The sequence below is a fragment of the Candidatus Roizmanbacteria bacterium CG_4_9_14_0_2_um_filter_38_17 genome, assembly GCA_002788855.1.
GTDB lineage: Bacteria > Patescibacteriota > Microgenomatia.
This window is the reverse complement of sequence record PFSB01000009.1, coordinates 26,351-48,832: the sequence shown is the minus strand read 5'-3', so window position 1 is coordinate 48,832 and position 22,482 is coordinate 26,351. Positions and strand designations below refer to the sequence as shown.

Sequence of the window (22,482 nt, the reverse complement as noted above, 5' to 3'; positions counted from 1 at the left end):
TTGAAGAACATTATAAACCTGTGAAATGTCTTGCTCTACGAGGCAAGGCCATTCATTTCATGAAATGCCTCGCCTTGTCTCGCTAATAAGCTTATCTCTTAGGGGATTGTTTCTTGGCTCGCGCGGATTGAGCCAAACCTGCCTTGCGGCGCTCTCTAGCTCTTGGGTCACGCGTTAGAAGTCCTTGTTTCTTTAAAATAGGTCGATATTCCTCTGAATTTATTTTATCTAGTGCTCTAGCAATTCCGTGTACAATTGCATCGAGCTGACCTTTTAGGCCAGATCCCGAAGCCTGGGCTGTTACCGCATATTTATCTAGTGTTTTTGTTAATTTAAATGGCAACATTAAAATATTGTTTTCAACCAAACTAGGAAAAGTGTCAGATGCTGGTTTTTTATCAACCAAGATAACACCTGGACTAAGCTTGTAATCCCATAACTTAACTAGTTTGCGCTTATCTTCCACATCATACAACCGAACCCTGGCGGTTGCCGTCCGGCGTCGTCCTATTGCTTCAACATATTTAATTTTACTAGACATAATTAACTTATATTCTCGATCTTATCTTTATATTTATGCTCTTCATCGGGAAATATATACAATTTACGAAGCATTTCTTTCCGTAATTTATTTTTAGGCAACATCCCGGATACTGCAATCCTGATCACCTCACCAGGTTTACGTTTATTCAGGTCTTTATATTTTTCCTGTTTAAGTCCACCTGGGTAACCAGAATAATTCTCATATAATTTTTTCTCAGACTTATCACCCGTAACCACTATTTTAGAAGAATTAATAACAACAACATAATCCCCCATAAGCAAATTGCGCGAAAAATTGGGCTTAGCTTTACCAATTAACAACTGAGCAACAACTGATGCTAAACGTCCAAGAACCATACCTGCAGCATCAATCTCACGCCATTCGCTTTTTATTTCGCCAGCTTTTGTAGATGCTGTATAGCTATTCATCTTTTTTCTCCTTCTTTACTATTTTCTCTTCACTCTTAACTACCCACTCAACCAGCATCATTGTAGCATTGTCTCCTTGCCGTTCACCAATGCGAACATTACGAGCATAACCACTTGATCTATCTGGAAAACGTTTAATTATGTCGTTATAAAGTTTATCTAATGCTACTTTGCTTGCAAGATAATTAGTCAACTGTCCACGCGTACGCGTAAGCGTTCCTTCTTTTTTAGCGTTATTAACAACACGATCAATAAGGCTTTTTAGCGCCTTTGCCTTTGCGTTGGTTGTCTTGACACGCTCATCTAAGATGAGAGCACTGATTAGATTCCTAAACAATGCTTTGTGGTGGTCCTTATCACGGCTTAGCCTGAAGCTTTTTCCATGTCTGGCCATTGCTTTTACTCTTTAAAGGATAAACCTCTATCTTCAAGTTTTTCCTTAATCTCTTGCACTGATTTCTGCCCCATGTTCTTGATCTTTTTCACATCTGCTCTTTTATATTGTGCAAGCTGTCGAACCGTCTCTATGCCTTCTTTCTTTAGTGCATTTTCCACACGGGTATTCAGTTCTAATGCCTCAACTGATTCTTCGTCTTTCTCTTCAACAGCCAATGGAGCGCTTATTGTTTCTCCTCCGCTAATTCTCGTCATATATTGACTAAGAATTTTTGCTGATTGTTTTACAGCATCTTGTGGGGAGATAGTTCCATCTGTCCATACTTCAAGAATCAAGCGATCCAGATTAGTCATACGACCTACTCGAGTTTCTTCTACTTTATAACTCACTCTAAGCACTGGAGAATAAACTGCATCAATAGGTAGTAGACCTACCTTTTCAAGCTTTCGCTCTTCAAAAGGAGAATACCCATATCCCGACTCAACATCTACTTCCATCTCTAACTTATTATTCTTATTCGCCAAATTGGCTAGAACTTGATCTTTATTCACAACTTCGACTCCACCGGATAACTCAAAATCTCCCGCAGTTATTAATCCTGGTCCAGATTTAGATAATTTAACTTGTGCTGAATCACTCCCTTTAAGATCAAAGCGCACCTCTTTTAAATTAAGGAGTAACTCGATGACGTCTTCCTTCATACCAACAAGCGTAGAAAAACGATGTTGCACACCTTTTATCTTTACTTTAGTTGCCGCTGCCCCAGGTAGAGATGAAATTAGAATGCGTCGCAACGCATTACCAATTGTATCACCATAGCCTTGAGCAAGTGGAGTTATCTCCAACTTTGCGTATCCTAATTTTTCTTCTATTGCTTTAACTTCAAAATCCTGCATTGTTAGCGGGTATAAAACTCAATAATATATTGCCAATCTACGGGCTCTGTAATGTCCGTCTGACTGGGCAAGGTCTCTATTTTACCAGAAAATTCTTTTTTTGTTAACCACCCAGGTAAACTTGTTGTCTGCCCGTTTGCTAATTCCAAAACTGCTGGAATTTTCTGCGCCTTATTATCTAGCTCAATTTGATCTTTTACGCTCACTTTATAAGAAGGAATATTAACTCTCTTCCCATTAACTTTCACATGACCATGGCTTACCAATTGACGAGCAGCAGCTCTTGTTGGAGAAAAATCCATCCGATAAACAACATTATCCAATCTGCGCTCCAACTTTTCAACAAGTGCATTTACAGTATTTTCTTTTTCACTTACTGCCTCTGCGACATAACGACTAAACTGTTTTTCAAGTAACCCATATAGTCTCTTAGCTTTTTGCTTTTCCCGTAATCGCAAACCATAGTCCGAAGTCTTTGGTCTAAATCTACGAGTTTGTTGTCCAGGTGGAACAGCTATTCTCTGCTGCAGTGATAATTGAGCATTAGAACCAACTGTTTTTAGTCCTAGGTCCTGTCCTTCACGTCTAGCTATTTTATTTTTTGGTCCTGTATATCTTGCCATTAAACTCTCCTCCGTTTTGGTGGACGCACACCATTATGTGGAATGGGCGTAACGTCACTAATGCTTTTAATTGTCATTCCTACTGTCTGTAATGAACGCAATACTGCGTTTCTTCCTGCTCCAGGCCCTTTAATAAATACCTCTACCTCTTCCATACCAACTTCTCTAGATTTTTTAATAACTTCGTCTATAGCTGTAGTAGCTGCAAAAGGAGTAGCTTTTCTTGCCCCTTTAAATCCCACTGAACCAGATGTTCCCCAGTATAGTGTATTACCTTGAGCATCTGTAACCGTAACCAAGGTATTATTAAAAGTTGCTTGAACATATATTCTTCCTTTAAGAATCTTCTTATCTGCTCCAGCTTTGCTGGATCTTGCCTTGCTCAATTTCATTTCTTTTTTTGTTATTTTCTTTGTTTCTTTTGTTTTTGCCATGATTTTTTATGATTACTTACTTTCCATCTTTTGTGCCACCTCTTTACGCATTGCACCTATTGTCTTGCGCTTACCACGTTTAGTGCGAGCATTTGAACGGGTGCGCTGTCCCCGCGCTGGCAAACCCTGCGTATGTCTAAGACCCCGATATGACCCGGCTGCTTTCAGGCGCTTAATATTATCTTGAATCTCGCGCCGCAAATCCCCTTCGATATTAAAATGCTCCTCTAATGCCTTCTGAATCGCCGCAATATCTTTATCCGTTAACTCCTTCACTCTTTTTTCTCCATCTACTCCAGATTTCTCTATTAAGCTCAAGACATTAACTTGCCCAATACCATAGATCTTGGTTAATCCAAACCAAACCTTACGACTATCTGGAATGTCTACTCCTACTATTCTTGCCATTATCCTTGTCTTTGTTTGTGCTTAGGGTTTTCGCACGTAACATATAGCCGTTTTTTTCGACGGACTAACTTACATTTAATACACATTTTTTTTACACTTGCTCTGACCTTCATTTATACCTATAATTAATTCTTCCTTTATTTAAATCGTAAGGTGTCATCTCTGCCTTAATTTTATCTCCCGGTATTACCTTAATATGATAACGCCGCATCTTCCCTGATAAGTGACAAAGAATTTCTTTACCAATTAATTCAGGATTGCCTTCTGCTTCCACAATATCTACTCGGAAAAGAGTGTTGGGAAGAACTTCTGTTACGTCTCCTTCAACTATAAATGTTTCTTCTTTCCCCATTAACGAACCCCAATTATACCAGCAGGTTCAAACCGACACAAGAGTAAATCCATGTAACAAATAAAATGAGCGAAACAAGGCTAAGCCCTTCATGAAATGAAAGGCTTAGCCTTAAGTGAGCGATTAACTCCACAGACGGACAGAAAAACACTGGATTCCCGATGGAGTTTATCCGCCTGTGGCGGGTGGGAATGACAGAGCGATGGCTAAGCTCTTTATTTTGAACCCACAGGGTCCGTTCCGCCTGCGGAGTAAAGGGTAGTCATATTTTCTGATCCTAATCTCGTCACAATGAGAGTATTCTCATACCTATATCCAAATTTGCCTGGAAGATAAATACCCGGTTCTATTGTTATGGCCATTCCTGCTTTTAACCTATTCTTGCTCTTTAGATATATATTTGGTGGTTCATGAATTTTAAGTCCCAATCCATGTCCTGTGGTATGAATAAACTGCTTACCATAACCCGCCTCAGTAATAACATCCCGCGCCGCTCGATCTACATCTGAAACTCTAACACCGGGAGTTAATAAATTAACAGCAGTTATATATGCCGTGTCTACAGCCTTTTTAATCTTTATGTACAGGTTGGTTGGTTCACCAAAAAAAATTGTTCTGGTCATATCCGAGCAATATCCATTAAATCTGCAACCAAAATCTACTAGCACAACAGAATTTTGCTTTACCTTTCTATTTCCCGTCTCATGATGGGCAGTTACAGAATTAGAGCCCACAGCAACAATTGTTGGAAAACTTTCAGGCTTCTTATCCGCACCCAGCTTTAGCATTGTGCTTATAATTTCATCTGCTATTTCCCGCTCAGATCTGCCAATCTTAATTTGTGGTTCAACTATTTCCCAGGTTTTAGCCGCAATTCTACATGCTTCGCGGATATTTTTTATCTCATCTTTATTCTTAATCATGTTCATAGCTTTAATTATATGTCACGTAGCTCTGTTATAATACATACTATGTTCGAGCCAAGTGAAAAGATCCTTAAGAAATACGCAGACGTTTTGGTCAAATTTGCCTTAAACTCAGGTAAGGGAGTTAAAAAGGGAGAAGTTGTACAGTGCACTGTTCCAGATATTGCCAAACCCTTACTTGTGGCATTGCATCAATCTATTTTAGAAGCAGGAGCACATCCTGTTATCCGTATGCTTCCTTCAGGAATAGATAAAACATTCTACCAATTAGCAAATGAAGATCAGTTGACATTTTTCCCAAAAAAATTTGCCAAAGCCCGAGTTGACCTTATAGACCACAGTGTAGGGATCTTGGCTGAAATTGATCCATTCGAACTTAAAAATGTTGATCCGCAAAAAATAATGAAAAACGCTGAATCCGCAAAAAAAACTAGAGACTGGATATTTAACAAAGAAATAAAAGGTAATTTCACCTGGACACTAGCCTTATATGGAACACCAGCTATGGCTAAAGAGGCGGGTTTGTCTCTTGAAGATTACTGGGAGCAAATAATCAAAGCCTGTTTTTTAGATTTTAAAGACCCAATATTACAATGGAAGAAAATATTTAAAGATCAAGAGCATATTAAAAATAAGCTAAACAGCTATATTATTGATCAAGTGCGTGTTGAAGCTGATGGAATAGACCTCTGGATAAAGCTGGGAAAAGACCGCAAATGGATAGGGGGAAGTGGTAGGAATATACCAAGCTTTGAAATTTTTACTAGCCCAGACTGGCGTGGAACACATGGGTATATTACTTTTAATCAGCCAATATACTTTCATGGAAATGTTATGAAAGACGTTAGACTCGAATTTGCGAAAGGGATAGTTGTTAAAAGCAGTGCAAGAGAAGGAAAAAAAACATTACAGGCTATGCTTTCGCGCCCAGATGCCAATAAGGTCGGCGAATTTAGTTTGACGGATTCTCGAATGACCAGAATCGACAAATTTATGGCAAATACACTGTTTGATGAAAACACTGGAGATAAACAAGGAAACACACATATTGCTGTAGGTAGCTCATACAAAGAAGGTTATCGTGGAGATCCTTCAAAAGTGACAAAACAAGAATGGAAAAAGATGGGATATAACAGCTCCGGGGAACACTGTGATTTTATAAGTACAAAAAGTCGCAAAGTAACAGCCTACTTAGAGGACGGATCAACAAAGGTTATATATTCAAATGGTAAATTCACAGTCTAGCTAGGACTCTAGTTCCTTGTCTAGCTCAAGCTTTTCAAACCAGCCACGACGAAGCATTATTGCAATAACAGCATAAACCGCTACATCAATCCAGTTTTCCTCCATTGACTCATACTGGGGCTCTCTATTTTCACGAAGCAAATGTTTTAATCTACTTACTTTTTCTGTCTCACGAAAAGCAACTCCAAGTTCCCCCATCTCAAGGATATTGTCTTTACCATAATCTTTATGTTTCTTCACAAAAACATCCATTAAGGTTTTACACACTTCCTCAAATGCCTCCTCAAGATGTTCTGGATTATCCTTCATAAGGGATAGCATAACAGATTATTCTAAGACAGACAAGATCTCTAATGGTGCACCAAGTAACACAGTGGGGTTATGTTTTTTGAGAAGACTCTCTGAATCAAATCCCCAAGAAACAGAAATAATATCTATCTCTGTTTTTTGCGCTGCTTCGATATCTCTTGTCTCATCACCAATATATACAGTTTCTTGAGATTTTAAATTATGGTCTTTCAACACCTTACGAAGTATTTTATCCTTTCCCCAGATACTACTCCCAGTCACAATAAAATCAAAAAGCTCATATAATTCTTCTCGCTTTAGTATTTTTTCAACACCATTTTTATTATTTGACGATACTATTCCTAAATTATATTTTCTCTTCTTAAGCTCTATTAATACCTCAAAAATTCCTTTAATTATCTCTACATCATCGAGATGTTCCCCAAACATGACTCGCAGTTTTCTCATTACAAATGGCACTTGAAATATAGAAACCTCAAAAAGCTCCATTATTTCCCTCGCCGTCTTGTCTCTTAGTTTTTTAGCTTGTCCCTTATTTAGACGTTTGAAACCCAATTCTTCTGCAATTTTATCCATCATTTCTATAACCACTCCAAACGTATCTGCAATCGTCCCATCAAAATCAAAAATCACAGTTTTTTTATTCTTCATTGTATTTATTAAAGGCAAGGCCTTTAATATTAATCACTATCTATTTCTAAACCAACTAAAATATCACTGTTAGATTCTGTAGGCTCCTCATTTAAAAAATTGATTAATTTCTGCCTATCCAAAAAAAAACTTGGGAGCCTCTTTGTTGATATTATTTCACTCTGTTTTTCACCCGTATATTCAGATAGAGAAGACCAATTATATTTAAGGTTATTATTTCTAATAAGTTTTGCATTTAATGGATTATTCAATACATAACGAAGCAACTGAATAAGCTGTTCATCTGCTATAACTTCTACAGCCTGAAATTTACTTTGAAATAATGACCCAGATACATCGTATCTTTCATTAAAATACATCGCATAGGCAGTTGATAATTTCTGCATATATCTACTTATCCCATCATCTTCTGTTTGCTCCAAAATCAAATGATAATGATTAGGCATTTCTACATAAGCAAGTATCTCTACTAAAGGAAAGGAATACTTGTAATTCTCAGCAAATGACTTGATAAATGCTTCGGTTTCACCCGCCCGTTCTTCTATTTGCAATAACCTCTGCAAATACAAACTATATGAATAACTATAATTTGCAGACCAAGCCAGCAGCTTTTCCCACCGCTGATAATCAGCATCGCTTAAATATAAATCATTTTTATGTACTCCTCTATTGTAAATGTGGTAAATATTGTTTTTTACAAATTGCACCTTTCTTTTACTCATAATATTTACATTATCAAATAATAATATTAAAGGCAAGGCCTTTAATATTTATAGATTTGGCTTGTTGATTAAATTCTCCAGAACTAGCCAGCGACGTTTTTTTTCCGCATTGAGTACAGTATCTTTATATGATACAGATGTATGTGCAGCAGTCAATGGCCTATCCGAGTAACGCGAAATATATGCTTTAACAAATCCAACTTTTTTTACTAAATCTAGAGTATCCTCAAACTGTTTTTTTGTTTCTCCACAAAACCCAACTATGATGTCTGTGCTAAATTCCACTCCTTTTACTTTGCTTCTAATCTTAGCTATTAAATTAATGTATTCTTCTTTTGTATACCAACGATTCATTTTTTGTAAGAGCTCATCATTACCAGCCTGAACTGGCAAATGTATCAAACGACTAATTTTGGGATTTTTCGCAATTACATCAATCAAAGCATCAGAAAAATCCCAGGGATTAGAAGAAACAAAATCTACTTTTTTAATTCCCTTAACTTTACAAACTTCTTCCAGCAAATAGGGAAATAGTGTAGGAATTCTTTGTCTTCCTAAGTGCTTAACCATTACCGGAGACACTTTCCTTCCACCAATGATGACTTCTTCTGACTTAACTATATCTGCACCATATGAGTTTACATTCATTCCTAATAAAGTAATTTGATCATATCCAGACTTAGCTAACCTTTTTACTTCATTGAGAATATCATCAAAGGGCCGACTTATTTCACGACCTCTGGTATATGGCACAACACAGAACGTACAAAAATTATTACAGCCATTTGAGATAGGTACCCAGCCATGTTTAGCATTGGTACGTATTGGGTCATGGTCAAAACCTACTTCCTCGATTGGTAAAAACTCGTCAGCACCTGGCATTCTCCTTTTTATAGTTTCTAAAAACTCACCAGTTTTATCTCTAACTGCCATTCCCACCATGCAACCAGTAATCACCACTTTTAGTTTTCTTCCTTTTTGCTTTTCCTCATACAGATTGTGTACCAAACCATATACCCTGTTTTCTGCGGATTCTCTAATCATGCAGGTATTGATTATAATGTGATCTGCCTGCTTTATATCTTTGGCTTGAACCATTCCGCGGGATTTTAGTTGTGAAGCTATTCGTTCACTGTCTGCCTCGTTCTGTTGACAGCCAAACGTATGAATATGATATTTTGTCACCTGTGTATTTTAACAGGAATAATAAAGAAAGCAGGAGGGAGCCTGCTTTCGATATAAAAACAAGAAATTACCCTTAACGAACCGTTCTTTTGAGTGTTTTTCCTGCTGTAAAAGTTGGACTTCTCATCTCGGGGATCATAATCTTTTCCCCTGTCTGAGGATTACGTCCTTCGCGTGCTGCGCGCTTGCCAACATCGAAAGTTCCAAAACCGGTAACTACCACTTTTTCACCTTTTTTCATGTTTTCGGTAACAACGTCGAACACTGCTTGAACTGCATCACGTGCTGCTTTATTAGTTAATTTTGCCTTTTTGGCAACAACTTCAATTAAATCACTTTTTGTCATATTGCCTCACCTCCTTTACGGACTTAAGCATCCTACTATCCGCATTAGCTCTTGTCTGCGGGCTTAAAAACATAGTAAGTAATTTTTAGCCTTGTGTCAAGGGCTAAACCGGAATTACTTTAGTACTTAAGTCTTATTTGGAGGCTACTGAGCTATTTCAATCGCTCGAAGTTCTCTTATAACAATAATCTTCACTTGGCCCGGATACACCATCGTTTCTTCTACTTCTTTTTTAATATCTCGTGCCAGCACAGTCGCTTCCGCGTCAGATAACTCTCCAGGGTCTACAACCACTCGAAGATCACGACCAGCTGAGACTGCGTAAGCATCAGATACTCCCGTGTGTCTCTTTGCTATATCTTCCAGTTTAGTAAGACGTTTCAAATAGTCACCATAGTCTTCATGTCTGGCTCCAGGTCTAGCTCCTGAAACTGCATCGGCTACATATACTAATACTGCAGATAAAGATGGAAATGGAATATCTTCATGATGTGCTGCCACACAACCAATCACAGCTTCGGGCATATTATATTTCTTTAAAAGCTTTACTCCTTTATCAACATGAGTTCCTTCATCTTCAGATACAATCTTTCCAATATCGTGGAGCAAACAACCCAAACGAACAATGTCCACGTCTGCTCTCAACTCTTCTGCCAACGCAATTCCTATCTTTGTCTCCTCCAAGGTATGCTTAATCATGTTTTGGCCATATGAAAAACGGTATTTAAACCTTCCTAACATAGCGATCAACTCCTTGGGCATGCTAAAAACTCCTACTCCGTGACACAACTTCTCACCAGCTTCAAACATTAATTTCTCAATACTTTCCTTGGTCTGCTCGTATATCTCTTCTATTCTTGCTGGTTGAATTCTCCCATCTTTAATTAAATCCTCTAACGCTACTCGCGCAATTTCGCGACGCACTGGATCAAAACTAGAAAGAGTAATTAATCCTTCTTCATCTAGATTTACATCAACATTGGTCACTCTCTCAAACGCACGGATATTTCTGCCTTCTTTACCTATGATGCGCGCTTTGACACTATCATCTTGGATCTGGATTGTCGAAACAGTAAACTCAGAAACCCAATCAGTAGCACCGTGTTTAATAGCATCGGCCACAATCTCTCTGGCTCGTTTATCTGCTTCTACCTTAACTTTCTCTTCTACAGCCTTTATCTCTCTTGCTATCTCTTCTGCTTCTGAATGTTTTATCTGGTTTAAAAGCTCCTGTTTTGCGTCATTTCGAGACATGCCAGCGGATTTTTCCAGTTTTCCTATTAATTCGTCTCTAATTTTGTTTATTGAATCACTCATAATTTATTGTTATTAATTCTTGCGTTACCTCACTTGAAATTGTGTAATCAAAGCCACGACTTACCAAGTATCTTACCATTTTTTTTTCAAATGTGAACTTATCTTCAGTTTTATACATTTTTTGTTTTTTCATGGCAGCTCCCAAAGCAAGTATTTTTTCATCCAAAGCTTCTCTTTTAACACCAAAAATATCAATTTCGCCGGTGTGTAATAGGGCTATTGCCTCTCTGATGATTTCTTCATCAACGCCTTTTGCTTTTAGTTCTGCAGTTATCATTCGCTTGCCTCGCGGACTAAACTCAGATCGCTGCTCTATCCACCACTGGGCAAATTTAAAATCGTCTATTACATTTTCTTCTTTTAGTATTTGTAGGACCTCTTCCACTAAAGAATGTTCTAACTTCCATTTACCCACATACAAAGTCAAACGTAAACGAAGTTCGGATTCCGAACGAGGACGATATGAGATCAGCCTCTGTGCCTTATTATATAACAAGTAACACTTATCACTTGGTTTTTTTGGGCTTTTCTCCTTCAGTCTTGGCTTGTTTGGTTTCAGCATAAATCTTGCTAGCTAACTTCTTATCTTCCATCAGTGTCGATGCAGCAGCATCGTGTCCTTGACCTAGTACACTTTCCCCATATTTAAAAAATGCTCCTGAACGATTAATAACTCCGTGCTCAACTGCCATATCTAAAAGCTCTCCACCCTTGTCTATACCAAACGACTTAATCTCAAACTCAGCTTCTCGAAATGGTGGAGCAACTTTATTCTTAACAACCTTTACTCTATGCCTTGAGCCAATTACTTGGTCTCCGGATTTTATTGCTTTAATTTTACGAACATCCATACGGATTGACGCATAGAACTTCAAGGCTAATCCACCTGTTGTGGTTTCAGGGTTTCCAAACATCACTCCAATTTTATGCCTAATTTGGTTAGTAAAAATAACTACTGTGCGAGATTTTGAAATTACTCCGGTTAATTTACGAAGTGCTTGGCTCATAAGCCTAGCTTGAACCCCCATCTGTGAGTCTCCCATCTCCCCTTCAATTTCCGAACGAGGAACTAGTGCGGCCACAGAATCTATTACCAAAACGTCAATACCACCTGAGCGAATAAGTGTCTCTGTAATTTCCAAAGCCTGCTCTCCAGTGTCCGGTTGAGAAATTAAAAGATCATCCAAATTCACACCAATTATCTGTGCCCAAGCGGGATCAAGAGCATGCTCTGCGTCTACAAAGGCCGCAATACCACCAGCTTTTTGTGCTTGCGCAATAGTCCCCAATGCAATGGTAGTTTTTCCAGAAGCTTCTGGACCATAAACCTCAACTATTCTTCCTCGTGGTAACCCTCCTACGCCCAATGCCTGATCAAGAGTCAAAGAACTAGTAGATATAACTTCGAGTCCTGCAACTCTTGCCCCAGGCTCACCAAAACGCATAATAGATCCTTTACCATATTGTGTCTGGATCTGCTCCATCGCTAAACTCACTGCTTTTTTACGCTGCTCTACTTGTTTATCATCTGTCATATTTCAAGGCTATTGTACCATATCTTTTTATAAGTAGCGTAGTGATAAAATATTCCAATCGGGGTATAGTTTAGTGGCAGAATGCGCGCCTGGGGGGCGTGCGGTCTAGGTTCGATTCCTAGTACCCCGACCAATCAAGAGCAATTTTGATTATGCATATTTCAAGAAATAAATTCTTCATTATTCTTTTAGCATATGCTAACTATAGGTGGTGGAATTGCTCTGGAGGAACTCTCAGTTATACTTCGTGAACTTGGTATTCGCCACGTAATCCATTATCAGACGGGACTTGATATCTTCATTATCATAATAATGATAGGAATTGTGTATATATTATCCTGTATTTTCAACAAATCTTAGTTATTTTAAAACCCGGTTTTAAAACTTTTTGAAATAGATTATAATAAAAACATGCAAGAAGATATTGTTGCCAGATTAAATGCTCAAGATGAGCTACTTAGAAAGATATACTCATCATCTGAAAAAACCCGCAAATACTTCATGTGGACATTAATTGGTACTGCAGTTATGTTTGTTCTTCCCCTGATTGGACTTGCCTTTGCCATACCCGCTTTTCTAAATAACTACATGGGAGCTCTCAGCAATTTCTAACAATCAAATCATGGACGAAACAAGCGAAGCATCAGTAACATTAGCCTCAACAGAAACTGACCCTACATCATCTGAGAGTGTAACAGTTACCCATCCTTCACAGAACCAAGAACCAGGTATGTCAAGAAGAAAAGTGCTAATTGCTGGTAGTATACTCGCCGGAACAGCAATTGCAAATTATTTCGGAGCTCCCCGGGCAGTAATAAACGCTGCAGGGGGAGTTCCGCCACATGGTCGAAAACTATTACCTCAATCACCCGAGTACGCACAAATCTCACGTGAAACTTCTGACAGTCTCTTTCATGATCTAGATCCTTCCCGTTTTTCTAGTGATGCACTAAATGAAGATAGTTTTTTTCGTCTTAACGAATGGCTTACTAAGCTTAGTCTATTTTATTTTAGTAAAGACCCATTTAAGTATCAACCAGAATTCGACAGCCACCACCAAAATTTTATCTCAAAAATTAATCAAACCTCACAGGAATTAGACATAGGACTTCCGCAAGTCCTTCTTGGTTTTCGAACCAGCTCACGAAATATTGGCGGTCGCGGTAAATACAACAGTGACGTATGGACAGAGTTTAAAATCGAGGCTGCAAATAGGCTTGCAATGTTCTGGAGTCGAGGAAAACATTCTGAAGATCAAAGAGAAAGAGCATTAATAACAATATGGAAAACTACAGATTCGTTCCAAAATCACTTTGGCAATCCTAAAGATATGGGAACAGATGATATACCTCGGGTTATGGGACCTCGTACATTTGGCATCCATGATCAAGAATCTATACAAATTGCCAGAGCTCTAGCTTATTGCAATAGAAATAGCTCGTGGTTCCAAAAGCAAATAGCTCAATATGGTCTCGACCCAGAAATAGCACAAACAATACAATTGTACGACCACCTTGCTCAAACTAAACAAGAAACAGATCGTCTCATTGAGCAATCATTCCTGGAAACTACACCAGAAACTGAATCTCTTCGAAAATTATTTAATAGCCCAAATTTTATCCGATCAATGATTACTGATCCCAAAAACCGCAATCTTATTTCACCTTGGCAACTAACACGCACAACAAAAACTTGGGCATCACTCGTGATTAACGAAGCTGGAGATAGAGATAACATTTACAACTCTGATAACATTACGTCAATTGACAACACGGTTAATTGGTACACATCCGAAGAAGCAACGCAAAATAACTTATTTCTACAACACCAATTAACTAATCCCCAATTACGAAGCTATATCCAAGAACAACTCTCACAGCCTTCTATACCTGATACTCAAAGGGCTTTTTTAAAATCTCTTCTGCGTGCTTCCAACAAAATTATATCTCTATCCGAACAAAGCTTGTTAAGTAATCGAAACCTAGATGAAAAACTAATAGATCTCGAATTAGATCAATCATTTCAGGTATTATCAGGTGTAGCCTATATTAAATACCTCTATGAACTAAATAGGCCCAACTTAAAAGAGGCAGATTATTTAGATAAGACAAGTCTTAATCAGCTAACATATTCTCACTTAATGTATGGCTCTCATCGAGATATTGGCAATGTTGATTTGTTAGCCGAAAGATCATATATTACTCCAGCCGACCTTCCATATGTTCCCAAAGACACAGTAACTGCTTTATTTCATGAAATATCTCAACAATTCAAAGAAGAAACTGGAAAACTGCCAGATTCAAATTATGAAGATCTGCTAGAATTTTTGAGAGATAAACACGAATCATCAGATCTAAGAGTTACAATCGGAGGTAAACAAACACTTAACAGAAGAAATAAGACAATAAAAGATCTCATGAGATCAGTAGCCACTCAAAGTGGTCTTCTCGATCTTGAATCTATATACGAAATAGGTCTTCGCCATTAACCACCATCTCCATAATAACTAATATAATCTAATAAATCACTGTATAATAGTCTAATATGACTGTCTATTATCCAACAGGAACCAAACAAATATATCACCTAGCAAAAAGAGCCTTTGCTAAAACCTGGTTAAAACTCAACAACCCTATTCAGATTGCCATAACTGGTAGCCAGGGTAAAACAAATACTACCAAAATAACTACTGCTATCTTAGAAAAAGCTGGATCCACAGTATCCACAGATACTAATCTAGACACGACCTTTAATATTCCCATTACAGCTCTCAAAGTCCGCCCCTGGACCAAGCACGTTGTCTGGGAATTAGGGATTGATCACTTGGGGGAAATGGACCAGCATCTAGAGATTGTTAAACCAAGCATTTCTTGTATCACCGGAATTTCACCAGTTCATACAGACAATGAGCACTTGGGGTCACTTGAAACACTTATTCAGGAAAAAAGAAAAATAATAGAAGTTTTACCAAAGACCGGCACCGCAATCTTAAACTATGACGACCCATTAGTCCGCCAAATGGCTAAACACACTAAAGCAAAAGTTATTTGGTATGGAACAGATCCTAAGTACTCTAACGTCTGGGTAAACCCTAAATCTATAAAGATTAATCTAACTGGGACAGAATTTGAAATAAATATTGACAATAGAAAATATATTGTTGAAACAGGACTAATAGGAACACATCATATATATAACCTCATGGCAGGATACCTGATTGCCAAATCCGCTCACCCTCACCACGGCCTTATTAACAATTTTCAGATTGTGGCAAAAGAAATATCACCACTTAAAGGACGCATGAATATTGAAAAAGGCCCCTTAAATACTCTTATTCTTAATGATTCACTGCGCGCTAATCCCGCCAGTACTAAAGCTGGGCTTGAAACACTTTTCAAACTTGAATATAAAAAGGGTAGAAAAATTGCTGTCTTGGGAGAAATGGGGGAGCTGGAAGATCCAGTTGATGAGCATAAAAAGACGGGTTATGAGATTGCTAAATTTAAGCCAGATTTTGTTGTTGGAATTGGCCTCTTACGTAAACATACACTTGAAACAGCAGTTAAAGCAGGTTACCCTAAAGAAAAAACTGCTTACGCAACCAATGTGCTCGTCGCCGCAGAAATACTAAAGAATGTATTAAAGCCAGATGACTTATGGTATCTCAAGGGATCATTCCTTCGAAACTATAAACGAATCCCCCAGTTATTAAATGAAGAAAAGATCTGTTGTGATAAAATTCTTTGTCCCTATTCCCACTGTGGTTATAATTAATCTTCCAATATCTTCTAACATCTTGCAATATCTTTTAATATCTGTTAAACAGGTATTATATGAAATATATCTATAAACACACAGTAGAAATTGAAGCATTGCTTAGGCGAATTGATGTTGCTCAGCAAGTTTTAGCAAGCATTCCAAAAAAGCCACTGATTGAATTACGTTTACAGCGAGAGTCTTTGTTAAAAAGCGCACTTTATTCTGCGCGAATTGAAGGGAATTCACTTAAATTAACAGATGTTGGAAAGCTGGATAAACATGATACCAGAGCACTAGAAGTTCAAAACTTACAACGCGCATACAGCTGGCTACGAAATGCAAAGCAAAACAAAAAACTAGTACCAAGTATTATTTTAAATCTACATAGAATTGCTATGAATAAATTATCTGCCGCGGCAGGAAAGTTCCGGCACGAGCAGTCAGCAATATTTAATTCAGCAGGAATAGCAGTATATATGCCGCCTCCACCAAGTGAAATAAAGAGTCTTGTAGATCAATTAATCTCATTTTATAGCTCAACCGATTACCCTGCTCCCATTCATGCGGCAATTATTCACTATGAGTTTGAAAAAATACATCCTTTTTTAGACGGAAATGGGCGTGTAGGACGATTACTCTCAGTTTACATCCTACACACTAATGACTATGACTTTCGAGGGCTTGTTACCATAGAACAATATCTTGAAGAAAACCGCCAACTATATTACGACCTTTTGGCACTCCCATCAAATAGCATCATGGAATTTGTAGAATTTTTCTTAACAGCAATTGCTCAGCAAGCAGAGCAAGGAATAAAAACATATACAGATGCGAAAGACTCGGTGCCCGAGGATAATTTACTTCCCAGACGACGCGAAATTCTAGAAATAATTCGTGATCACAAAATAGTTAGCTTTGACAACATTAAGCGGCGTTTTGCTCGTGTTCCAGAAAGCACTCTCCATTATGATCTGCGCCAACTTTACAAATCTGGTTTTGTAAATAAACTCGGCTCCACCCGGGGTTCTCTGTATACAATTAACACACCAAGTGTGTAAATTACACAGACAATTTATTAAAAATTACCGCAAACAGGTTTACTAAATTATAGGTAAGTAGATCTCAAAAAACTGCTTAGACAAATCTTGGTTTACTTTGCGATAAATTTCAAAAGCAGGAGTTTTTCTACGAACATTTAATTTATTTAATCTACAATACTTCTCCAGCTCTTTCCAAAACAAGGACAACAAACTACCTGATCCGTTATGGGTATAAGTTATTACCTTTCCAGGGTTGAATTTCATATATTTAACTTCATCTTTATATTCACTCCTAACTATCATATTTTTATTTGCAATAATAGCTACTTTTATTAGCGTTTCTTTTGGCTGGTAGGTCTGATCCTCAAATATAGCTAGAGACACAAACTTGTTTCCCTTTTTATCAAGCATTGTTCCTAATTCCACACAATAATCACCAATTTTTGAATATGGACCTTTCCGCTCTATGTAATATATATAAAATGGTTTAACTACTTTTATCTTGGGATCCACCATTGTTCTATTAATTTCTAGATTTAGTGAGTATCTTTCTAAGCTATCTAAACTAAATTTCAAGTCCTCAATTTGCTGCTTAATTAGAGCTTTTTTCTCAAAAAATAAGGCAGATAAGTCTCCTTGTTTCTTTAGGTATTTTTCTATTTCTTTAAGATAAACGCCTAGCGTGGTTAATAGAAGTATTCTCTGATAATCCAATACCTGTTCTTGAGCATATTTACGGTAGCCATTGGAATCAACTTTCACAGGCTTCAATATTCCCAGCTCATCATAAAAATGAATGGTCCGCTTGGTAGTACAAGCTAACCTTGCTAATTCCCCTGCTGATAGATAGTTTTTCATTGCTATTGACTATAACGTAACGTTATATCATATAATAGCCCATAGTTGAGTGTTTGTCAAGATGAATAACATAATAATTAAAGGCGCCAGGGAAAATAACTTAAAGAATATTGACCTTATTATCCCCAGGAATAAGGTTGTTTGACTGTTTCAGAAAATATCGCAATTGGGAAAATTAAAGACATACAAAATAAGCCACTTATTAGAAAAGCCGCTTTGATGTCTGGCGCAAATCAGTTTATAGAAAAACTCCCTAAGAAATATCAACAAATTTTAGGAAACGCCTTTGCAAATGGGGAACAATTATCTATTGAAATAATTGTTCTAAAGGATGGGGCAATCATCGAAAGAGGCACACACGATGAGCTATATTTAAAAAATGGTGAGTACGCACAGATGTTTAACCTTCAAGCAGAGGTATATAAATAACAGTCAGATCTATTAATCACACCTTAGGTAGGAAGAAAAATTGATCTTTGTTTCTTTCTCCCCTAACCAAAGTTTTAGGCGCAAGCTACAACTAAAGTTCAGCTAATACATCTCTTAACTTACTAGTTTTAGTGATCCTGCTATAATAGACTAATGATCACAGACACTATTAAAGAACAGATACAACAAGTAATTAAGCGTTTAAAGCTACCAGAGGTAGATATAAACCTGGAGCATCCGGGTGAGGAAAGCCATGGCGATTACTCTTGCAATATAGCAATGGTATTAGCAGCTAAGGCAGAGAAAAATCCTCGAGAGCTAGCCACAGCAATAGTAACAGAATTAGAGAAAGATAAAGAACTAAAGAAGGTTGTAGACAAAATAGAGGTAGCCGGCTCAGGATTTATTAATTTTTGGCTCGCAAATGATTGTTTGATCAATGAGCTCGAACTTATTAACACAGATAAACAAATAATCCCTTCATTCCTCTTAGGTCCAGCAAAAAAAATAATCGTTGAATTTGCTCACCCCAATACTCACAAACTACTCCATATTGGTCATTTAAGAAATATATCCTTAGCAGAGTCAATTATTAGAATACTAGAGACGATTGGTAATAAGGTTATAAGAGCTAATTATCAAGGAGATGTTGGTATGCATATTGCAAAATGCATATACGGAATGATGCAAACTGGCGAGAAAACTCCTAAAACTCTTGATGAAAAGATTAAATACTTAGGTAAATCTTACCAAGAAGGTAATAGTTATTATGAAAACAATGAAGAAGCTAAGCAAAAAATTCATGTTATTAACAAAAAAATATACAACAGAGATCCTAAAATTCTAAAACTCTGGAAGAAGACTAGGCAATGGAGCTTGGATTACTATGACGAGTTTTATAAGCGAGTTTATTCTCATTTTGACCGATTATATTTTGAAAGCGAGGTATATGACTCAGGACTTAAAATGTCCAAACAAGCTCTTAAAGACGGTATCTTAGAGAAAAGTAAAGGCGCTGTTGTGTTTAATGGAGATAAATATGGTCTCCATACTAGAGTATTTATCACTAGCGAGGGAAATCCTACTTACGAAGGAAAAGAACTAGGCTTAGCAGAACTAGAGTTTAGTGAGCATGGAGAAATAGACAAATGTATTCATATAGTAGGTCCAGAGCAAGCCAGTTTTTTCCAGGTAACGTTTAAGGCAGAAGAGCTAATCAATTCTGTAAAATACCAAAATAAACAGCTTCACTACATATACGGATTTGTTCAGCTAGCTAAGGGAAAAATGTCTTCCCGCAAAGGAACAGTAATTACCGCTCAATGGCTATTGGATGAAGTTAAGAATAAAATTACAAAATCTTTCGATGTTGATGACAAGTCAGCAGAGATTATTATGATCGGTGCTGTAAAATATTCTATGTTAAAAGTTGATCCAAAAAGTGAAATAGCATTTGACATTAATCAGTCCATATCTTTAGAGGGGAACTCGGGGCCATATTTACAGTACACATATGCTAGATGTAAATCTATTGCAAGAAAGAGTGAAAATAGTAAATCAGATACGAGCCTACAACCAAACATCGAGGAATTAACTATTTTGCGAACTTTGTATAAATATCCCGAAGTGGTGCTTGAAGCAGGAAAAACTTACTCTCCTAACTTAATCTGCAATTACCTGTTTGATCTTGCGCAGAAATACAATACTTTCTACAACAAACATAAAGTAATCGGTGGTGATAATGTACAATTTAGATTACAGCTAACGTCCGCTACTGCACAAGTATTGAAGAATGGGCTTAAACTCTTAGGAATCAAAACTCTCGAAAAGATGTAGTAATTTACTTAAATCTCTCTTCAGATACACAACCATAGATACAATCTCCAAAATTAGCTGGGTCAGGTGTTAACAGAGGTGTTTGAGCTGGAACATTAGTTGGAGTTTGTGTTAGAGATTCATTCACTGGTACTTTAGTATTTTCAATCTTTACAGTTGGGGTGAGGTGCAATATCAGCTCTTTATCAACCTGCTCAATTATTGCACTAATATCATTAACCGTAACTCCATCATTTGTTACGGTTATCACAATTACCTGATCGCTCTTCTTGCTATTAGTTGTTAATACATACAGCTGCTGCTCACTGTCTCCTTGAACATTCTGAGTTGTGTGTATGCCAGTATATTCAGCAATATTTATCTCTTCAATATCTCCAAGGCTGCCTATGATGGTAGATAAAAATCTATCATATCCAATTCTACTTATTTCAACCTTTACTCCTTCCAGGGTAAATTTATCACTCATGTTTCTTTTTACTAGACTATATTCGTCTTCCTTTTTTGTTTCATGAATTATATTCTGCATATTATTGTCTATTAACAACTTATTTGAAGATGATAAATACGCTAATCCAAATCCAGTAAATATCAGCAATAGAAGAACCAACTCCAATGCTGCAATCAGCCACCAATTAACTTTCATATATACACAATAACATGATCTAGGAACTATATGTTGAAGAGATTTAGGAGCCTATCTGAATATCTACTCCAGCGGGAAGATTCATATGCATAAGAGCATCAATAGTTTTCTGGTTAGGTTCTTCAATATCTATTACTCTCTTATGTGTCTTGATCATGAAATGCTCACGTGAATCCTTGTCCGTAAATGGGGAACGCATAACCGCAAATTTTTCTCTGCGTGTTGGAAGAGGAACAGGTCCCATAACTTTTGCACCAGTTTGAATTGTAGACTCAACTATTTTCTGACAGGATTCATCAATAACCCTGTGATCATATGCCTTTAATCTAACTCTAATTCTACTTTGACGCATAATATAAGACCTTTAAATGTGCAAATTTTGGGCAAATGGGTGTATCTTAAGCTACTACCTTAGTAATAACTCCTGCCCCAACCGTGTGTCCACCTTCGCGGATAGCAAATCTTACTCCCTCTTCCATTGCAATTGGCTGAATCAATTCGACAGTAACTGTAACGTTATCTCCAGGCATAACCATTTCAACTCCTTTTGGTAAAGCTACGTTACCAGTAACATCTGTTGTTCTAATGTAGAACTGAGGTCTGTAACCTGTAAAGAATGGAGTATGCCTACCACCTTCATCTTTAGTTAAGACATAGACCTCTGCCTCAAATTTAGTATGAGGAGTAATTGAACCTGGCTTAGCTAATACTTGACCACGTTCTACCTGATTTTTCTCTAGTCCTCGTACGAGTACTCCAACGTTATCTCCCGCTTGACCTTCGTCAAGAGTTTTTCTAAACATTTCTACTCCTGTAACGACTGTCTTAACTGTGTCTTTGACACCAACAATCTCAATCTCATCATTTACATCAACTTTACCTCTCTCAATACGTCCTGTTACAACAGTTCCTCTTCCCTTAATTGAGAAAACGTCCTCTATTGGCATTAAAAATGGCTTATCCAGCTCACGTTTAGGTTCAGGAATATACTCATCTACTGCATCCATTAGCTTCTCAATTCCCTTTTGTGCTTCGGCGTCACCTTCAAGCGCTTTAAGAGCTGAGCCACGAATAATTGGCACGTCGTTACCTGGGTATTTGTATTTATTTAAAAGCTCACGAACTTCAATCTCAACTAGATCAAGCAATTCTTCGTCATCAACCATATCTACCTTGTTCATGAACACAACAATCGCAGGCACATTAACTTGACGCGCAAGTAGAATGTGTTCTGTGGTTTGTGGCATGGGTCCATCTGGAGCAGACACAACCAAAATTGCGCCGTCCATCTGAGCTGCGCCAGTGATCATGTTCTTGATGTAGTCAGCATGTCCTGGTGCATCTATATGAGCATAGTGACGCTTTGCCGTTTCGTATTCAACGTGGGAAATGTTTATTGTAACTCCTCTTTCTCTCTCTTCGGGAGCATTGTCAATATCCTCAAACTTCATCGCAGAAGCTTGACCTTTAGTAGCAAGGTAGTTAGTAATAGCCGCAGTTAAAGTGGTCTTGCCGTGATCCACGTGTCCGATAGTTCCGATATTTACATGAGGCTTAGTGCGCTCGTATTTTTTTGAATCTGCCATTTTTTTATATTTT

At 37.5% G+C, this 22,482-nt stretch carries 29 protein-coding genes and 1 tRNA gene; 8 read left to right on the top strand and 22 right to left on the bottom strand.

The window, feature by feature from the left end; genetic code table 11:
• Positions 1-91: 91 nt before the first annotated feature.
• From rpsI to CO050_02030, 10 genes are all read right to left on the bottom strand, one after another.
• Positions 92-541, bottom strand: coding sequence for a 30S ribosomal protein S9 (gene rpsI / locus CO050_02075; GenBank protein ID PJC31855.1), 450 nt, complete (start codon positions 539-541; stop codon positions 92-94).
• Between the two features lie 2 nt (positions 542-543).
• Positions 544-972: a 50S ribosomal protein L13 gene (locus tag CO050_02070; GenBank protein PJC31854.1), complete on the bottom strand. Its 429-nt coding sequence runs from the start codon at positions 970-972 to the stop codon at positions 544-546.
• Positions 965-1,366, bottom strand: coding sequence for a 50S ribosomal protein L17 (rplQ, locus tag CO050_02065; protein PJC31853.1), 402 nt, complete (start codon positions 1,364-1,366; stop codon positions 965-967). The genes CO050_02070 and rplQ overlap by 8 nt, the downstream gene beginning before the upstream one ends.
• Positions 1,367-1,371: 5 nt before the next feature.
• Positions 1,372-2,265, bottom strand: coding sequence for a DNA-directed RNA polymerase subunit alpha (locus CO050_02060; GenBank protein PJC31852.1), 894 nt, complete (start codon positions 2,263-2,265; stop codon positions 1,372-1,374).
• Between the two features lie 2 nt (positions 2,266-2,267).
• Positions 2,268-2,888 (bottom strand): 30S ribosomal protein S4, encoded by a 621-nt coding sequence (locus CO050_02055; protein ID PJC31851.1) that lies wholly within the window; start codon positions 2,886-2,888, stop codon positions 2,268-2,270.
• On the bottom strand, positions 2,888-3,322 hold the full coding sequence (locus CO050_02050) for a 30S ribosomal protein S11 (GenBank protein ID PJC31850.1): 435 nt from the start codon (positions 3,320-3,322) through the stop codon (positions 2,888-2,890). Before CO050_02050 ends, CO050_02055 begins: the two co-directional genes overlap by 1 nt.
• Before the next feature lie 12 nt (positions 3,323-3,334).
• Positions 3,335-3,730: a 30S ribosomal protein S13 gene (locus tag CO050_02045; protein PJC31849.1), complete on the bottom strand. Its 396-nt coding sequence runs from the start codon at positions 3,728-3,730 to the stop codon at positions 3,335-3,337.
• Positions 3,730-3,843 carry a 50S ribosomal protein L36 gene (gene rpmJ / locus CO050_02040; GenBank protein PJC31848.1) on the bottom strand — a complete coding sequence of 38 codons (114 nt, stop codon included), beginning with the start codon at positions 3,841-3,843 and terminating at the stop codon, positions 3,730-3,732. The genes CO050_02045 and rpmJ overlap by 1 nt, the downstream gene beginning before the upstream one ends.
• Positions 3,840-4,082, bottom strand: a complete 243-nt coding sequence (locus CO050_02035; GenBank protein PJC31847.1) for a translation initiation factor IF-1 — start codon at positions 4,080-4,082, stop codon at positions 3,840-3,842. The genes rpmJ and CO050_02035 overlap by 4 nt, the downstream gene beginning before the upstream one ends.
• A 215-nt stretch (positions 4,083-4,297) precedes the next feature.
• Positions 4,298-5,011 carry a hypothetical protein gene (locus CO050_02030; GenBank protein ID PJC31846.1) on the bottom strand — a complete coding sequence of 238 codons (714 nt, stop codon included), beginning with the start codon at positions 5,009-5,011 and terminating at the stop codon, positions 4,298-4,300.
• Between the two features lie 42 nt (positions 5,012-5,053).
• Between CO050_02030 and CO050_02025 the strand changes: the two genes are divergently transcribed.
• On the top strand, positions 5,054-6,253 hold the full coding sequence (locus tag CO050_02025) for an aminopeptidase (GenBank protein PJC31845.1): 1,200 nt from the start codon (positions 5,054-5,056) through the stop codon (positions 6,251-6,253).
• Here the strand turns inward: CO050_02025 and CO050_02020 are convergent, their stop codons facing one another.
• From CO050_02020 to recA, 8 genes are all read right to left on the bottom strand, one after another.
• Positions 6,254-6,562: a hypothetical protein gene (locus tag CO050_02020; protein PJC31844.1), complete on the bottom strand. Its 309-nt coding sequence runs from the start codon at positions 6,560-6,562 to the stop codon at positions 6,254-6,256. It lies immediately after the preceding gene.
• 18 nt (positions 6,563-6,580) lie between these two features.
• Positions 6,581-7,213 (bottom strand): carotenoid oxygenase, encoded by a 633-nt coding sequence (locus tag CO050_02015; GenBank protein PJC31843.1) that lies wholly within the window; start codon positions 7,211-7,213, stop codon positions 6,581-6,583.
• Positions 7,214-7,242: 29 nt separating this feature from the next.
• Positions 7,243-7,935: a hypothetical protein gene (locus CO050_02010; protein PJC31842.1), complete on the bottom strand. Its 693-nt coding sequence runs from the start codon at positions 7,933-7,935 to the stop codon at positions 7,243-7,245.
• Positions 7,936-7,983: 48 nt separating this feature from the next.
• Complete coding sequence (locus CO050_02005; GenBank protein PJC31841.1) at positions 7,984-9,120, bottom strand: tRNA (N6-isopentenyl adenosine(37)-C2)-methylthiotransferase MiaB; 1,137 nt, start codon at positions 9,118-9,120, stop codon at positions 7,984-7,986.
• Positions 9,121-9,193: 73 nt separating this feature from the next.
• On the bottom strand, positions 9,194-9,466 hold the full coding sequence (locus CO050_02000; GenBank protein ID PJC31840.1) for a DNA-binding protein: 273 nt from the start codon (positions 9,464-9,466) through the stop codon (positions 9,194-9,196).
• 144 nt (positions 9,467-9,610) lie between these two features.
• Positions 9,611-10,783 (bottom strand): ribonuclease Y, encoded by a 1,173-nt coding sequence (gene rny / locus CO050_01995; protein PJC31839.1) that lies wholly within the window; start codon positions 10,781-10,783, stop codon positions 9,611-9,613.
• Complete coding sequence (locus tag CO050_01990) at positions 10,776-11,345, bottom strand: hypothetical protein (GenBank protein PJC31838.1); 570 nt, start codon at positions 11,343-11,345, stop codon at positions 10,776-10,778. Before CO050_01990 ends, rny begins: the two co-directional genes overlap by 8 nt.
• Positions 11,290-12,318, bottom strand: a complete 1,029-nt coding sequence (recA, locus tag CO050_01985) for a recombinase RecA (GenBank protein ID PJC31837.1) — start codon at positions 12,316-12,318, stop codon at positions 11,290-11,292. The genes CO050_01990 and recA overlap by 56 nt, the downstream gene beginning before the upstream one ends.
• A 59-nt stretch (positions 12,319-12,377) precedes the next feature.
• On the opposite strand from recA, the gene CO050_01980 reads away from it, so the two are divergent.
• From CO050_01980 to CO050_01960, 5 genes are all read left to right on the top strand, one after another.
• A tRNA-Pro gene (locus tag CO050_01980) sits at positions 12,378-12,451 on the top strand.
• A 278-nt stretch (positions 12,452-12,729) separates the two neighbouring features.
• Positions 12,730-12,930 carry a hypothetical protein gene (locus CO050_01975; protein PJC31836.1) on the top strand — a complete coding sequence of 67 codons (201 nt, stop codon included), beginning with the start codon at positions 12,730-12,732 and terminating at the stop codon, positions 12,928-12,930.
• Between the two features lie 10 nt (positions 12,931-12,940).
• Positions 12,941-14,806, top strand: coding sequence for a hypothetical protein (locus tag CO050_01970; protein ID PJC31835.1), 1,866 nt, complete (start codon positions 12,941-12,943; stop codon positions 14,804-14,806).
• A 56-nt stretch (positions 14,807-14,862) separates the two neighbouring features.
• A complete protein-coding gene (locus CO050_01965) occupies positions 14,863-16,092 on the top strand; it encodes a hypothetical protein (protein PJC31834.1) in 1,230 nt (409 codons plus the stop codon).
• A 59-nt stretch (positions 16,093-16,151) separates the two neighbouring features.
• A complete protein-coding gene (locus tag CO050_01960) occupies positions 16,152-17,135 on the top strand; it encodes a hypothetical protein (GenBank protein ID PJC31833.1) in 984 nt (327 codons plus the stop codon).
• Between the two features lie 42 nt (positions 17,136-17,177).
• Here the strand turns inward: CO050_01960 and CO050_01955 are convergent, their stop codons facing one another.
• Positions 17,178-17,975, bottom strand: a complete 798-nt coding sequence (locus CO050_01955; GenBank protein PJC31832.1) for a hypothetical protein — start codon at positions 17,973-17,975, stop codon at positions 17,178-17,180.
• Between the two features lie 141 nt (positions 17,976-18,116).
• On the opposite strand from CO050_01955, the gene CO050_01950 reads away from it, so the two are divergent.
• Both CO050_01950 and argS read left to right on the top strand, forming a co-directional pair.
• Positions 18,117-18,404: a hypothetical protein gene (locus CO050_01950; protein PJC31831.1), complete on the top strand. Its 288-nt coding sequence runs from the start codon at positions 18,117-18,119 to the stop codon at positions 18,402-18,404.
• A gap of 153 nt (positions 18,405-18,557) precedes the next feature.
• The gene (gene argS / locus CO050_01945; protein PJC31830.1) at positions 18,558-20,240 is read left to right on the top strand and encodes an arginine--tRNA ligase; all 1,683 of its coding nucleotides are present in this window, start codon (positions 18,558-18,560) and stop codon (positions 20,238-20,240) included.
• Between the two features lie 4 nt (positions 20,241-20,244).
• On the opposite strand, the gene CO050_01940 is transcribed toward argS, so the two are convergent.
• Genes CO050_01940 through tuf form a run of 3 tightly spaced genes read right to left on the bottom strand, consistent with a single transcriptional unit; the run spans position 20,245 to position 22,469 of the window.
• On the bottom strand, positions 20,245-20,883 hold the full coding sequence (locus CO050_01940; protein PJC31829.1) for a hypothetical protein: 639 nt from the start codon (positions 20,881-20,883) through the stop codon (positions 20,245-20,247).
• 43 nt (positions 20,884-20,926) lie between these two features.
• The gene (locus CO050_01935; protein ID PJC31828.1) at positions 20,927-21,235 is read right to left on the bottom strand and encodes a 30S ribosomal protein S10; all 309 of its coding nucleotides are present in this window, start codon (positions 21,233-21,235) and stop codon (positions 20,927-20,929) included.
• A 46-nt stretch (positions 21,236-21,281) separates the two neighbouring features.
• Positions 21,282-22,469 carry an elongation factor Tu gene (tuf, locus tag CO050_01930; GenBank protein PJC31827.1) on the bottom strand — a complete coding sequence of 396 codons (1,188 nt, stop codon included), beginning with the start codon at positions 22,467-22,469 and terminating at the stop codon, positions 21,282-21,284.
• Between the last annotated feature and the right edge of the window lie 13 nt (positions 22,470-22,482).

Bases quoted from the DNA above. Each gene is read 5' to 3' on its own strand.
- CO050_01955 (PJC31832.1), bottom strand. From the start codon at position 17,975: ATGAAAAACTATCTATCAGCAGGGGAATTAGCAAGGTTAGCTTGTACT.
- recA (PJC31837.1), bottom strand. From the start codon at position 12,318: ATGACAGATGATAAACAAGTAGAGCAGCGTAAAAAAGCAGTGAGTTTA.
- CO050_02060 (PJC31852.1), bottom strand. From the start codon at position 2,265: ATGCAGGATTTTGAAGTTAAAGCAATAGAAGAAAAATTAGGATACGCA.
- CO050_02020 (PJC31844.1), bottom strand. From the start codon at position 6,562: ATGAAGGATAATCCAGAACATCTTGAGGAGGCATTTGAGGAAGTGTGT.
- CO050_01990 (PJC31838.1), bottom strand. From the start codon at position 11,345: ATGCTGAAACCAAACAAGCCAAGACTGAAGGAGAAAAGCCCAAAAAAA.
- rplQ (PJC31853.1), bottom strand. From the start codon at position 1,366: ATGGCCAGACATGGAAAAAGCTTCAGGCTAAGCCGTGATAAGGACCAC.
- rpsI (PJC31855.1), bottom strand. From the start codon at position 541: ATGTCTAGTAAAATTAAATATGTTGAAGCAATAGGACGACGCCGGACG.
- CO050_02045 (PJC31849.1), bottom strand. From the start codon at position 3,730: ATGGCAAGAATAGTAGGAGTAGACATTCCAGATAGTCGTAAGGTTTGG.
- CO050_01960 (PJC31833.1), top strand. From the start codon at position 16,152: ATGAAATATATCTATAAACACACAGTAGAAATTGAAGCATTGCTTAGG.
- CO050_01935 (PJC31828.1), bottom strand. From the start codon at position 21,235: ATGCGTCAAAGTAGAATTAGAGTTAGATTAAAGGCATATGATCACAGG.
- tuf (PJC31827.1), bottom strand. From the start codon at position 22,469: ATGGCAGATTCAAAAAAATACGAGCGCACTAAGCCTCATGTAAATATC.
- CO050_02030 (PJC31846.1), bottom strand. From the start codon at position 5,011: ATGAACATGATTAAGAATAAAGATGAGATAAAAAATATCCGCGAAGCA.
- CO050_02055 (PJC31851.1), bottom strand. From the start codon at position 2,888: ATGGCAAGATATACAGGACCAAAAAATAAAATAGCTAGACGTGAAGGA.
- CO050_02025 (PJC31845.1), top strand. From the start codon at position 5,054: ATGTTCGAGCCAAGTGAAAAGATCCTTAAGAAATACGCAGACGTTTTG.
- CO050_02015 (PJC31843.1), bottom strand. From the start codon at position 7,213: ATGAAGAATAAAAAAACTGTGATTTTTGATTTTGATGGGACGATTGCA.
- CO050_01965 (PJC31834.1), top strand. From the start codon at position 14,863: ATGACTGTCTATTATCCAACAGGAACCAAACAAATATATCACCTAGCA.
- CO050_01940 (PJC31829.1), bottom strand. From the start codon at position 20,883: ATGAAAGTTAATTGGTGGCTGATTGCAGCATTGGAGTTGGTTCTTCTA.
- CO050_02035 (PJC31847.1), bottom strand. From the start codon at position 4,082: ATGGGGAAAGAAGAAACATTTATAGTTGAAGGAGACGTAACAGAAGTT.
- rpmJ (PJC31848.1), bottom strand. From the start codon at position 3,843: ATGAAGGTCAGAGCAAGTGTAAAAAAAATGTGTATTAAATGTAAGTTA.
- CO050_02000 (PJC31840.1), bottom strand. From the start codon at position 9,466: ATGACAAAAAGTGATTTAATTGAAGTTGTTGCCAAAAAGGCAAAATTA.
- rny (PJC31839.1), bottom strand. From the start codon at position 10,783: ATGAGTGATTCAATAAACAAAATTAGAGACGAATTAATAGGAAAACTG.
- CO050_01970 (PJC31835.1), top strand. From the start codon at position 12,941: ATGGACGAAACAAGCGAAGCATCAGTAACATTAGCCTCAACAGAAACT.
- argS (PJC31830.1), top strand. From the start codon at position 18,558: ATGATCACAGACACTATTAAAGAACAGATACAACAAGTAATTAAGCGT.
- CO050_01975 (PJC31836.1), top strand. From the start codon at position 12,730: ATGCAAGAAGATATTGTTGCCAGATTAAATGCTCAAGATGAGCTACTT.
- CO050_02010 (PJC31842.1), bottom strand. From the start codon at position 7,935: ATGAGTAAAAGAAAGGTGCAATTTGTAAAAAACAATATTTACCACATT.
- CO050_02070 (PJC31854.1), bottom strand. From the start codon at position 972: ATGAATAGCTATACAGCATCTACAAAAGCTGGCGAAATAAAAAGCGAA.
- CO050_02050 (PJC31850.1), bottom strand. From the start codon at position 3,322: ATGGCAAAAACAAAAGAAACAAAGAAAATAACAAAAAAAGAAATGAAA.